The organism is Stieleria varia (assembly GCF_038443385.1).
GTDB lineage: Bacteria > Planctomycetota > Planctomycetia > Pirellulales > Pirellulaceae > Stieleria > Stieleria varia.
Genome location: NZ_CP151726.1, coordinates 9,126,866 through 9,139,367, shown reverse-complemented (window position 1 = coordinate 9,139,367; position 12,502 = coordinate 9,126,866). Strand labels below are relative to the sequence as shown.

Below are 12,502 nucleotides of genomic sequence, written 5' to 3'. Positions count from 1 at the left end.
CTAGTGATTGAAACGAAATTCTGGTGAACCAAGCAAAGACCAAAGGATCTGCTTGATTGCTTGCTCGCGTCGATCCGTGCGGCTACGTAAGTAAGTTGCCATCGCCTGGGTTTCCTCATCGTCGGCTTCGCGTGACAAGATGACTTTGACGGCAACGCTCACCAGTTGTGAGTCTGACTCCAGCGTTTTAAGGTACCCCACCAAGCGATCACCCGATCCGTTCAGGATGTCGTTCTCGATTGTCTGGTTGTTGCTGAACCACAGAGCCTCACTGACAGGAACTTGAAATTCATCGTCGTCGGGAATCACGAGACTGCGGGCCAATCCATCGGCTTGACGCTCCAATTGCTCGCGCTGTTTCTCCCATTCATTGGATTGCCACTGGAGCATCTTTTCCGGGCCGATTGAGACCATTCTCAGCGAAAGGGCAAGTTGACGTGGTGAAAGCGGTCTTGGAACGGCGGCGGCAAACAGTTCCGGGGGCATCGGCGCTGCGTCTGATGCTCGCTCGACCGATCGGGCATAGGGTTCTGAAAGAACAATGGCGTGAATCAGCCTTCGGAGGTCATAGCCAGACTCACGCAGATCATCAGAGAGTTCACTGAGCAATTCAGGATGACTGGGTGGATTCTCTGAGTGCATTTGGTCCAGCGGATGCACGATCCCGCGTCCAAAAAACCTCGCCCAGATGCGATTGGTGATGTTCCTGGCAAAGAACTGCTGCTGGTCGTCCGAGAGTGCGAGTTCAACCAGACGTGCGCGGGGGCGAAAATCGGGTCGCGGCGGGACTTCAGCCTTATCATCGCGTTCGGCTTGCTTGATTTGTTCGTTCAACTGTTTGAGTTCTTCTTCGGAGAACTCAAGTGGCGGATCGGCCACCTTTGTTCCCGTCAAGAACATGAATTCGGCCTCCTGCTGCTCGCCGTTCTCGTCAGTGAACTTCGGCCGTCCATCGAACCGCTCGCCAATGAATCCCTTTCGAGTCTGAAACGTACGTTGAAAGAATGCCGCCATGCCGTAGTAGTGTGCCTGTGTCCAATCACTGACCAGCGGATGGTCGTGGCATTTGGCACAGGCAACGTTGACGCCAAACCAAGTGACACTCGAATCGTTGGTCATCGCGTCCAGGTCGTTCGTCCGTCGCTTCAAGAATGCAACCGGCCGCGGATCGCTGCTGGGCGATTCTTCTGGGAGCATGATTTCGCGAAACAGTCGATCCCAGGGCCGATTGTCACGAGTCGCCTCCAACAAGTACTCACGCCATTTGTCATTGTGCTCCTGACGCAACAGCAGCAAGATGTCCAATTGATTGCGTTGGTGATAGGCAAAGTCGGGCGACTCAATCAGCCGCTTGACAAGCCTTTGCTTTCGATCACGGGGTTCCGCATTCAAATAGTCGTCCAACTCAGACTGTGTGGGAATGCGACCTGCCAAGTCAAGCGTGACGCGCCGCAAGAATGCAGCATGATCAACGAAATCGGTCGGCGTGATTTCTTCGGATCTCAATCTCGCATCAATGTGCCGGTCAATGCGTTTGGCGAGCTCATAAACATCCGATCCAAGGGATGTCTGCGGTCTGAGGCATACAACACTAAGGCATGCGACACCGACTGATAGTATCCAGCAATGAGCGAGACGCATCGAAGTCTATCGGGCAGGAGGCGGGGGCAGGAAGGCTAGCAGGCAGGAAGTTAAGCAGGCAGGGCAGGACAGCGGCGAGGCGGGAGGGCAAGCGATCTGCTTTCAGTTTACTTTTTGACGACCCAGATGTTGCGAAAGGCGACCGGATTTCCATGGTTTTGTAGAAAAAGTGAGTCGGGGCCAGGACCTTCGGCGTGGTAGCCGGGAGTCCCGTGGGTCAGTTCCAAATCATCGTGAATCACCACTCCGTTGTGCTTGATGGTTGCCCGAGCGTTTTTGATCTTTTTGCCATCGGCATCGTAGCGTGCCGCAGTGAAATCCATGTCGTACGTCTGCCAGGAGAGTGGCGGAAAGCACATGTTCACGATCGGTTCTGAGATCGAGTAGATTCCACCACACTCGTTGTTCTTGCCCTCCAGGCCGAACGAATCGAGCACCTGCATTTCGTAACGGCCTTGGATGTAAACGCCGCTGTTTCCACGTCCCTGACCACGCGCGTCCGGCATGAACGGGGTGCGAAACTCGATGTGCAGATGATGATCACCAAACTTATCTTTTGTGAAACAGTTGGTGGCTCCCAGTAAGTCGCCTTCGATCACGCTGCCATTCTCAAATGCGTCTGCGGATGAACCGTCAAAGAGAACCACTGCGTCTGCTGGTGGTTTGGCGCCCAGCGTGGGGCTCTTGCGTTCTACTTTTTCGAACCTGCCGATCGTTTCACCATCGACAGTGACCGTGATCTTTCCGTCAGCGATCTCAAACTCGCCCCCATCAGTCATGCCCTGGATTTTTCCGTCGACCAGTTTGGCAGGTATCGTCATTTGCTTGTCGCCGCGTTTCCATCCGTCGCCTGGAAGGCCACCGTGAAACCCGACGACGGTGAATTCGTCGCCACCAAGTGCGATCACCTGTGCGCCAAACTTCTTTTCGCCTTCCTCGGTCGTTACCGTCCCTCTGTACTCCCCTTGCAGAGCAAACGCGGGTCCCGCAGATGCTGCATCGGTAAATGCTTTGCCTGCTTGGTCGGCGAAGCTGGTGAATGGAGTCAAAGCAAAGAAAAGAGTGGAAAGGAACAAATTGAGTTTCATTTGAGGTTTCTGTTTCGGGTAAAGATCGCGTGGTGCAGGTTTCTAACCTGCAGATTATGCAATAGAAGCGGAGAATCAGAATCCCACGCCAGCCTCGGAGCCCGCGCCGAGAACAAATTGGCGACGATTCTCTTGATTGGGCATAGGAATGGAAGTTGCGGGCGGGGGGGGGGCACATGCCGGAGTGGTCGTTCATAGGTCACATTCAAAAAGTATAGCAACAACGCCTGTAAGAAATGTCGTTGTCTCGCAACATCTATTCGCATCCTCTGGAGATCACGCGGGTGCGTTGTTCAGAGGGGAGTGCTGAAAACAAGTGAAGTAGCTTGGCCACTCTTGCCCGAGAGATCATGGAGCGAGCGACGAACATGGATTGCGGGCGGTGGAGAAGCCTGTTCACGTGCGTGACTTTCACGAAACGAGATTGCACTTGGTGGGATTTGAACACGACCGATTGCCCCACTATCGCGACAATCGCTTGACCAATGCCGCAGCTAGCTGGTCAAGCAACCGCCGCGTTTGATTTCTCTTGTCGTGATAAACTTTTGTTGCGATGGGTTCAGGTATCGATACTGTTGCGGCGGTTGAAAACCGTCCCATCGTCGGCGAAGCTCTGGCAATGAGACAGGCGTTTTGAATACTCCGATGTTCGATAGGTGGATGCCGACTGCCTTCTCCGCTCCGTAGAAATAGTCATCAAAAACTCTTGCGGACACCGCCGCTAGTTCGCCACACTCTCGCCAAATTTCGCTCGGTTTTCCAACTTGAATGGCTCCGACGGCAGCAACTGCGACGACCTCACATTTTGGAGTTGTCGCGTAAATGACGACCATAGAGCCTGGCTCAATACTTGGCTTGCGTTTGCGAAGCTCGACTGTCTTTCGGCCTTCAACGATTGCTTGAACATGCTTGGGATGGATTGAAAGAAAAAGCATCGGTCAAGTCTCGCTCTTTGTAGATCGCAAATAGATTTCTTGAAAAGCTTCGTCAGGAATAGCAACAGCGGAGGGAAATATTTGTCGCTTCATTCTATGTGACTCCAACACATCATTGACGTCGTCACGGGACATTGGGCTTTCGAACAGTTCGGTGCTCGTGAACTCTATCGCAAGTCCCTGAGCCTCAGCGTCTTTGAAGTGTTTCATCAAATGATGCCACTCGTAGACACCAAACCGCTGAAACTCCCGAAACAAATCTTTAACGGTGCCGGCGACACGTCTGGTCAATGCTGAACACGCTCGAATCTTACCACCACCCTTTTCCTCGTTCCCGCTGACGTACCACAGTATCCTGCCAAACGGTGCGGTTGGGCTATTCCTTGGACGCTTGTAGTACGCCGAGTCAGGATTGATGACCAGCGATGTTTCGGGATCAAAAAGCGGCAAATCCCAAAGCCGGAAATCAAAAAGTTCCTGTGCCCATCGTGGCTGTATCGGAATAACCCAGGTGGGAAGTTGACCGAATACGACTTTGCCAGGATGGATCAATCGTTCCAATCGCTGTGTTTCCGATTCATTGCCGGAAGCCGAATGATCCAAATCGACGAGTTGCAGAATTTCTTCGATCACTCTTGACGGTACCCTGCCCGCCATTAGCAGCGACGATAATTCGGACCGCAAGGCGTCCTGTGTCCAACAGCCCGGTAAGGAAAGCCGCCACATCGAATCGCCCGCGTGGCACCATCCCCGCCGCGCACACGCGTCCAAAAGCAACGGAGACGGACACAAATCGCTAATTGTTACGGTTCTTCGCTCACCACTTCGCCAAGCACCGAGCGGTTGATCGGCGAAGTACTCCACGAGGATGCGGCCAAAACGCGTACCAACGAGATCACGATTTAATCGAAGTCGGCGAACATCTCGCCCGCCGTCCTCCAAGACTCGTATCGCGATCAGAGCGATATTCTCGTTGCTTCGCGAACTGACCCGATAGATCTCCCACTCTCGCGGAACAGCGAGCATCGCGTTCAGTTCGGCCCGAAACGACTTCAATCGCTCCCCTCTTGCTTGGTCGACAAACAACTTCAAATCAAACTCGTCGATCGAGCGAACACGGGTTCGTTCGATGCCCGACCGAGATAGTTCGCGGTACTGATAACGATGGGAGTTCAGGACCGAATCGTATTCCGTGATGAACTCGGATGGCAAAAGCAGACGCAGTCCGAGCGAGCTGAGGATCGGTTCGCGAAAACTCAATATTTCTTCATCACGAGTCACGAACGCAGCGGCTTCAACAGCCGCTGCGATTGCGATGTGACGCTGATCCGATGCACTCGAATCATTCTTTGGGTCGCCCATGATCTTGCGAACTTCTCGCAACTGCTGCTCGACTTTCAAGTGATCCGCGACGACTTGATCCCATCTGCGTTTGACTGCCGATACCATGTCACTGCGAAGCGGTTCATCCTGTCGACCAAGATCAGTCAAAATCTCCGGTGTAACCTTCAAGCTAATCTCATCGACTAGCCAATCCGCCCGCAGACCGCTACTCGATCGGTGATGTGGTCGATCCGTATTTTCCAGGTCGATGCAAACCATCGTGTCACAGACAACAGTCGCTGTTTCATCCGCCCCGTCGAGGCTGTCGAACAGAGGCATTTCACTGATTGGTAAATGAAACGCGATCAATTCGCTACCGTCCTGCTTCTTTCCAGCGAATCGTCGAACTTCGGTGAAATGAAGACGCGGCCAAATATGAGCGGCCGGGTAGTCGGCTCGGCAATTCAGCCGAATGCGCGAGTGCGTCGGATGAGCCTTCACAAGAGCGGCAATGAGTTGCTTCGCAAAACCTCGGCCTTGAAATCGGTCCAAGATACACAAATGAGCGATTCGCACCTCGTAACTCTGATTGGTGGAGAACAGTACGTACCCAGCAGCTTGGCCATCGACCCAAACGATGTAAATCTGATCGGAATCCGCTCGCTGCTGAAACGCTCCGTCGGGAAGAAAACCCAGCAACGCTTTTTGAGTGCGGTATATCTTCTTCACTGCATCGAGGTCATCAACGGACTTGACTGACCGAATCTCCACTTTGCTACTCACTTGGTTGCCCCTTTTCTATTCCTCGCAGCTTTCTTCATCGCAAACAGCGGTTGAATCCAAAGGTTTGAGAGGACCGTTCCGAATTCTGTGTTTGCTTCCTCCGAATGGGTACGAATAGTGTAACGCCAAGAAGCTATCTCTGTACACGCGGTCAGCAATGATGACTTGGTGCGTTAGTATCGACGATGGACTGCGACGTTGGGACCGAACGATTTGTAAGACGAGAACTTTATCGCCCTTAGAAAAGCCAATGCGTTGACTCACCTACTGTGGAATCGCAGGAGAGAAGCGACATCAATTGGCCGAGAAAGTGCTTCCTCTTGTCAATGCTGGTTCGGTGAGGCATGTCTACGCCGGATCATTGACTAGATTTGATTGCAAAACTCGTCATATCTTTGCGCATTTTGCACCGGTGTCATCATCGGTCACTTTCTCCAGGTAAGATGCACGTCCTTCCTTTCGCGTCTCACCTTTGTTGCAAAGTTATGACTGGAATATCAAATCGGCGAAGTCCATTCGGCAGAGTTGGGTACGTCAGCGTTTGGTCGATCATGATCTGCGCCACGTTTGTTTCTTTCATCGATGCGGCTGATTCGATTTGGGTGGCTGAGGGTCTGACGATCCGGCAAGTCGCTGATGACGACTTGGTGCCAGATTGTACGGCGATTACCACGGACCCGGTTGGGCGCATTGTCGCTTCGGGGCCGGGTTACATTCGAGTACTGATGGATGGCGACGGTGATGGCGTTTTCGAGACGTCTCGAACACTGGTCGACGGCTTGAACCATGGTGCGCAAGGTTTGTGTTTCCATGACGGTGACCTTTACTACACCGCGAACAACGGAATCTGGAAAGTCGCCGACACGGACGACGACGGATTCGTTGATTCTGAACCAAGCCAGATGCTTGAAATAAAAACGGGCGGCGAGCACGAGGCCCACGCGCTGCGGATGGGACCCGATGGCTACTGGTACCTCATCGCGGGCAACGGGAACCGACAGATGTTCGAACTACAGAATGTTGAGTCGCCCACATTTCCCAAGCCGCATGATGGCGTGATCTGGCGGATCTCGCCCGATTGGAGCAAGCGAGAAGTCTGGGCGCATGGCTTTCGCAATGCTTACGACTTTGATTTCGCTCCCAACGGAATGATCGATGTGTTTGACAGCGATGGCGAACGCGACATCAGCCTGCCTTGGTATCGACCAACGAGAGTCTTTCGTACTGCCCAGGGCGATGATGCTGGTTGGGTCTCGCGAAGTTGGAAACGTCCCCGATACGACCCTCAGATGCCGATCCAGTTGGCAGAGTTGGGTCGCGGGTCGCCAACGGGGGTTTTGCGGTATCACGGCAATCGTCTGCCGGATCGGTTCCAAAATGGCGTATGGGTGCTGGATTGGACCTTTGGACGCGTCGTCTTCGTCGGCGACGATAGGAGCATCGAAGAGGTTGCAAAGCCCATCGACATCGCTGGCTTTGCAGTGACCGACATCACGTCAACGCCCGATGGCAGGGTCGTGGTCAGTGTGGGAGGCCGGGGAAGTCGAGGTGGCTTGTACTTGATCGACGCAGCTCGGCCGAATCAAAGTGCACCACGTCAGCGTGATGTGATTTGGCCGAACACCGAAACGTCAAAGCATGAGTCTCACATCGGTAAGAAGATACGTGAGCTTCGGAATCGTCCTGAACCGACGATCGAATCAGACGCAGCGAACCTGGCAATGGAACGCTTGGACGCAGACACCAATGATGCAGAGCGTCTTTCTGCCTTGGCGTTGTTGATCGAAAGTGTAGGTGGCTTGGGTCCTGGAGCCGCCAAAGATCCTCGTGGCGAAGAGCAAGTGGCCGCGGTGTTTGATGGGTATCGCGGCGTGATTCGTCCTCGACTGGATTCGAATCTGATTGAATCGGCAACAGAAAAGCTGTGCGTGATGCTGAAACATCCCGATGCATCGAACGAGCTACGACACGAAGTCGTACGTACGCTTGCGGTCTTGGAACCCGAATCGCAAGCCGCCTGGAACGCGATCGCTGCAGACGCCAAGGAGATGCAATCGCCCACCGAACGACTTCATCGTCTGATCGCGTTGGCTCGACTGCCTGTCTCACGCAGTGATGAGATGACTGACGATGTCGTCCAATTGATGCTGCAGATTCCGATCGAAATCTCAGAACGCGAGATGAATGTCGATCGCAACTGGTCTGAGCGACTCGGTGAACTGCTGGTTGCACTGCGACGACGTGACTCGTTGGTCGAAGCTCGTTTGGTCTCAAATCCCGCATTTGGCCACCCCACGCATCTGGTTTGGACCAAACAGATGAACCCCGAGGGATTGGAGTTTGCTCGCCGCAAGTGCTTAGCAGTTTCCGACGAGACGATCGACCCTGACGTTGCTCATTTCATCGCACAAGGTGACGATGCCGTTCCACGAACTGTCGTAAGGGAGTGGCTCAAGCGAGACGAAACACGCGACGCAGGCTGGATGTGCTTGGCGAGCCATCCCACGGAATCCGACGTGCATGAACTGAACCGAGCAGTCTTTTCATTCAATCAGTCAGTCCGCGAAGCCGCTGAAAAAGCCCTCAAACAGTTGGGGCAGGAAATTCCCGAGCGTGAGAGTGCATCTGAAACCGTGCAAGCCTGGTTGGCAAAGTCACCCGCCATCCTCGCATTGGTCGCGATGTCCGGGAACGTGGAGCGAGGAAAGACATTGTTCCAGGTTCGACAATGTGCCAATTGCCACAACGGAGCCAAAGCACTGGGCCCATCGTTGACGGGGATCAACAAACGATTTGGTCCAGCGGATCTGTTGCGTGCTACAGTGGACCCCAGTCACTCGATTCCCGATCGCTTCCGAGCGACACAGGTTTTGACGACCGATGGAGAGGTTGTGATCGGAATGGAAATCTATAGGAGTGTCGACGGGCTGACATTGTTGACCGCCGATGCAAAGACCGTCCGGGTCAATACGGATATGATTGAGTTGATTCGCCCAGCGTCTTCGTCATTGATGCCCGAGGGTTTGCTGGAGGGCCTGAGTGATCAAGACGTCGCTGACTTGGTCGCGTATTTGAGTTCGCTGTAGATTGCATCAACAAAACTGCCTTGGAACGTTTTCGATTCAATGACACTTCAAATGACCTGCCGCATACTTGTCCTCATCTTGCTACAGGCGTTTTCGCACGCTGTGTTCGCTGATGACGGGAAAAAGCCGGTTTGCTTTGCGGCAAACGCCTTCCATGATTCGTGGATCAAAGTGGGCGAGCGGATTTGCATGAAGTGCCACAGAGAGGGCGGAGAAGCGGAAGAAAGTGATTTTCGACTGAACGACCGTATGAGCATCCTGCAGAATTGCAAGTCCTTCACGGCGATGGCTCTGCACTTGGAGCAGGATGGGCGATCAAGGTTGGTAGCCAAGGCGACTGGAGGGCTGGATCATGGAGGCGGCGAAGTCATCAAGGCAGGCTCAACAGAGCTTCGCATCTTGGAGGAATTCGTTCGTCGAGTCCAAGAGAACCCGTCCCGACTGAGCTCGCCGCCGACAGTGGATGACTTGGCTGGATTTTTTGACGGAGTGATCATGCTGACGGATCAGCGGTTGCTGCGTCGGATCACACTGTCTTTGGCTGCTCGCTTGCCGACCGACGACGAGCGGAAAATGATCGCTTCACAAGGCTTGAAAGGCATCGAATCTGTTTTGGCGTCCGTCATGAAAGAGGACGCGTTTTACCAACGATTGCAGGAAGGATTCAATGACATCTTTCTAACGCGAGGCTACAACGGAAATGGCGACGACGCGTTGTCGTACAACCACTTCGAGAAAACACGTCATTGGTATCAGAAATTCAGCCTCGATCATCTACCTGAAAAGGAACGTCAAAAAGCCCGTTACAAACTTGCCGATCAATACCGCGAAGCACTCCGCCGCGAACCCATGGAACTGGTCCGATATATCGTTCAGAACGAGCGTCCGTTCAGCGAGATCCTGACCGCCGACTACACAATGGTGTCACCCTACACTGCTCGTGGATACGGCATTTTTGACGAAGTGCAAAACCAGTTTGATGACCCGGATGATCCCTATGAGTTCATTCCGGCGAGGCTCCATGCGTTGGTACACCGCAATGGGAAAGTGCAGCCGACGGCCGATGGTTTCTACCCTCATGCTGGTTTGCTGAGCATGTTTCAATACCTGCGGCGATATCCCACCACCGAGACAAACCGAAATCGTTTGCGGGCGCGGATGTACTATCAGCATTTCCTGGGTGTCGACATCATGAACTTGGCACCGCGAGTCAGCGACGCGGCGGCCATTGATGCCAAGTACGAAACCCCGACCATGCAGGCGGCTGAATGTGTGGTTTGCCATCGAACCATCGATCCGATCGCTGCGCTGTTCCAGGACTACTACAACGAAGATGGTCACTACGGTCCAAGGAAAGATGGCTGGTTCACCGACATGTTCGCTGCCGGATCCGAAGGAATCGATCTTGCCGAAGAGGATCGCTGGCGAGCACTCCCATGGCTGGGAGAACAAACATCGAAAGATCCACGATTCGCAATCGCAATGGCCGAACATGTCTACTACCTCCTGATGGGCCGCACGGTGCTTGCGGCTCCCGACGACATCGACGACCCACATTTTGCCGCTCGGCGGAAAGCTTTCTTGGCACAGCGTGAGTTGATCGACAATGCGGCGAAGCAGTTCGCAGCGAGCAGCTACAACTTGAAAGTGATCTTCCAAGTCATCGCGACGTCGAAGTTCTACCGAGCTGATGGGTTGTCGAATCCAGACGATGTCGATCGTCTGGCCGAACTGGATGACATCGGTGTGGTTCGAATGCTGAGCCCCGAACAAGTCGAACGTAAGATCGTTGCGGTGTTTGGCAAACCGTGGGGACGCTTGGATGACAGCTATGCCATTCTGTATGGCGGTATCGACTCAAAGGAGGTCACCGAACGACTGGCTGATCCGAGCGGTGCGATCGGTGCTCTGCAACGGATCCTCGCCAATGATGTCGCCTGCAAGAATGTGGCTGCGGATTTTGCTCTGCCGGCGGAGCAGCGGTTGCTGTTTCCGAACATCGAGATCGACGTTGTGCCTGATGATGACGATCCGGAATCTGAACGTAAGATCCGCGAGGCGATTGTGCATCTGCACTGGCATATCTTGGGTCGTGAAGATGACGCCGATTCCGCCGAAGTGGCCCAGACATACGAGTTGTTCACCGGCATCGTTCAGGAAGCTGCCACGATCAAGAGTGTCGAGCCCAGAGAAAGCTACTTTTGCAAAAGTGGAGACGAACCCAGCCCGCGCGACCCCGATCCACACTACACGCTCCGCGCTTGGCGGTCAGTGGTCACCTATCTATTGAGACGTCGGGAGTTTCTGTATGAGTGATGCATCAATTCGGGACAGCATTCATCATCGACGCGACCTTTTGAGGTTGTTTGGTGCTGCTGGCATCGGGCTGACCGCCACGGCGTGTGCGGACGATGAATCAGAATCTGAGCCGCCCTATGACGGCCCTTTCTACGTTGTCGTCAATGCGTCCGGTGGCTGGGACACGACCTATCTGATGGATCCCAAAGGCGTTGGCGGCATCAATCGACTGTACGACAATGGAGACATTCTGACGGAGGGTGAGATCAAATTCGCGCCGACAAGCAAGCACATCACTGAAGGAATGAGTAACGAGGACTTCTTCGCACGGTACGCCAAAGAGTTATTGGTGCTCAACGGTCTCGATTACTCGGTCAACAATCATTCACCGTGCAGTCGTTACATGGCGACCGGGCATTTGGATAGCGCGGCCTATCCGACGTTTGCCGCATTGGTCGCGGCATGTCGCGGCCCAGAATGCCCCCTGTCGTTCTTGACTTTTGGCAACTATTCAGCGACTGCCAATTTGGTTCCCATGGCCCGCGTTCCCTACATCCAGTCGCTCAAGCTATTGGCGAACGCCGATTCGGTGCATGGGGCAACTCAACATCCCTACCACGATGACTTTGCGAGTGACCGAATCGAACAAACGCTCGCCAAACAAAACCAACGATCTGCGACGCGGTCGAGCTTGCCAAGACAAAAGCGTGCAGAGAGCATGTTGTATGCAGCTCAGTGGAATTCACAGTCGCTTTCACGAATCACTCCGCACATCCCCAAATCGGTCCCCAAAGATCCTCTTTCGCAGCAGGCGGAGATCGCCCTCGCTAGCTTCAAAGCCGGCGTTTGCGTCTCGGCCAATTTGACCGTTGGCCAGTTCGACAGTCATCAGAAAAACGACGAAGACCAGATGAAACTACTGCCACGTTTGCTGGCCAGCATCGACTACTTGTTGCGTCGTGCCGAGGAATTGCAGATTCGTGAGAAGCTGGTTTTGGTGATGCAAAGTGAGATGGGACGAACGCCAAACTACAACAATGGCGACGGAAAAGACCACTGGTCAATCGGCTCCATCATGTTTCTTGGACCCGGCATTCGTGGAAACCGAGTCATCGGCGCTACGGACGATGCCCAAATGCCTCACCCATTTGATCCTCAATCGCTCTCACTCAATCCTGAAAATGGCATACGGGTTCGTCCAGAACACATTCACATCGCATTGCGTGAATTAGCTGGGGTGGCCGACCATCCTTTCGCTGAAAGATTTCCCTTCAAAGTGGCGGAGACCGAGAAGCTCGCAGACCTGTGGGGCATCGGCGAAACTTGAGCGAGACGTCAAGGGGTCACT

General features: G+C 53.9%; 7 protein-coding genes and 2 pseudogenes. 4 read left to right on the top strand and 5 right to left on the bottom strand.

Annotated elements, in window-relative coordinates; translation table 11 throughout:
- Together Pla52nx_RS30895 and Pla52nx_RS30890 are read right to left on the bottom strand one after the other, a co-directional pair.
- A complete protein-coding gene (locus tag Pla52nx_RS30895; RefSeq protein WP_146519392.1) occupies nt 1–1,641 on the bottom strand; it encodes a DUF1549 domain-containing protein in 1,641 nt (546 codons plus the stop codon).
- Nucleotides 1,642–1,748: 107 nt separating this feature from the next.
- Entirely contained in the window at nt 1,749–2,729 is a 981-nt protein-coding gene (locus Pla52nx_RS30890; RefSeq protein WP_146519393.1) for a 3-keto-disaccharide hydrolase, read from the bottom strand.
- A 358-nt stretch (nt 2,730–3,087) separates the two neighbouring features.
- Here Pla52nx_RS30890 and Pla52nx_RS30885 point away from each other — a divergent pair.
- Nucleotides 3,088–3,252: pseudogene (locus Pla52nx_RS30885) on the top strand (DUF1501 domain-containing protein); the annotation flags it as partial.
- On the opposite strand, the gene Pla52nx_RS30880 reads toward Pla52nx_RS30885, so the two are convergent.
- The 3 genes and pseudogenes from Pla52nx_RS30880 to Pla52nx_RS30870 form a co-directional block, all read right to left on the bottom strand.
- On the bottom strand, nt 3,224–3,664 hold the full coding sequence (locus tag Pla52nx_RS30880) for an ASCH domain-containing protein (RefSeq protein WP_146519395.1): 441 nt from the start codon (nt 3,662–3,664) through the stop codon (nt 3,224–3,226). The pseudogene Pla52nx_RS30885 and the gene Pla52nx_RS30880 overlap by 29 nt on opposite strands.
- A 3-nt stretch (nt 3,665–3,667) precedes the next feature.
- Nucleotides 3,668–5,326: an N-acetyltransferase gene (locus Pla52nx_RS30875; protein WP_231741911.1), complete on the bottom strand. Its 1,659-nt coding sequence runs from the start codon at nt 5,324–5,326 to the stop codon at nt 3,668–3,670.
- A gap of 126 nt (nt 5,327–5,452) precedes the next feature.
- Nucleotides 5,453–5,716 (bottom strand): annotated as a pseudogene (locus tag Pla52nx_RS30870) (GNAT family N-acetyltransferase); the annotation flags it as partial.
- A 539-nt stretch (nt 5,717–6,255) separates the two neighbouring features.
- On the opposite strand from Pla52nx_RS30870, the gene Pla52nx_RS30865 reads away from it, so the two are divergent.
- From Pla52nx_RS30865 to Pla52nx_RS30855, 3 genes are read left to right on the top strand one after another with little or no spacing between them, the layout of a single operon-like run.
- On the top strand, nt 6,256–8,856 hold the full coding sequence (locus tag Pla52nx_RS30865; RefSeq protein WP_197454455.1) for a DUF7133 domain-containing protein: 2,601 nt from the start codon (nt 6,256–6,258) through the stop codon (nt 8,854–8,856).
- A 51-nt stretch (nt 8,857–8,907) separates the two neighbouring features.
- Nucleotides 8,908–11,172: a DUF1592 domain-containing protein gene (locus Pla52nx_RS30860; RefSeq protein WP_231741871.1), complete on the top strand. Its 2,265-nt coding sequence runs from the start codon at nt 8,908–8,910 to the stop codon at nt 11,170–11,172.
- A complete protein-coding gene (locus tag Pla52nx_RS30855; RefSeq protein WP_146519399.1) occupies nt 11,165–12,481 on the top strand; it encodes a DUF1501 domain-containing protein in 1,317 nt (438 codons plus the stop codon). Before Pla52nx_RS30860 ends, Pla52nx_RS30855 begins: the two co-directional genes overlap by 8 nt.
- Nucleotides 12,482–12,502 lie beyond the last annotated feature (21 nt).

Excerpts from the sequence above, each read along its gene's own strand:
- Pla52nx_RS30855 (WP_146519399.1), top strand. The coding sequence starts at position 11,165 with ATGAGTGATGCATCAATTCGGGACAGCATTCATCATCGACGCGACCTT.
- Pla52nx_RS30875 (WP_231741911.1), bottom strand. The coding sequence starts at position 5,326 with ATGCCTCTGTTCGACAGCCTCGACGGGGCGGATGAAACAGCGACTGTT.
- Pla52nx_RS30895 (WP_146519392.1), bottom strand. The coding sequence starts at position 1,641 with ATGCGTCTCGCTCATTGCTGGATACTATCAGTCGGTGTCGCATGCCTT.
- Pla52nx_RS30880 (WP_146519395.1), bottom strand. The coding sequence starts at position 3,664 with ATGCTTTTTCTTTCAATCCATCCCAAGCATGTTCAAGCAATCGTTGAA.
- Pla52nx_RS30890 (WP_146519393.1), bottom strand. The coding sequence starts at position 2,729 with ATGAAACTCAATTTGTTCCTTTCCACTCTTTTCTTTGCTTTGACTCCA.
- Pla52nx_RS30860 (WP_231741871.1), top strand. The coding sequence starts at position 8,908 with ATGACCTGCCGCATACTTGTCCTCATCTTGCTACAGGCGTTTTCGCAC.
- Pla52nx_RS30865 (WP_197454455.1), top strand. The coding sequence starts at position 6,256 with ATGACTGGAATATCAAATCGGCGAAGTCCATTCGGCAGAGTTGGGTAC.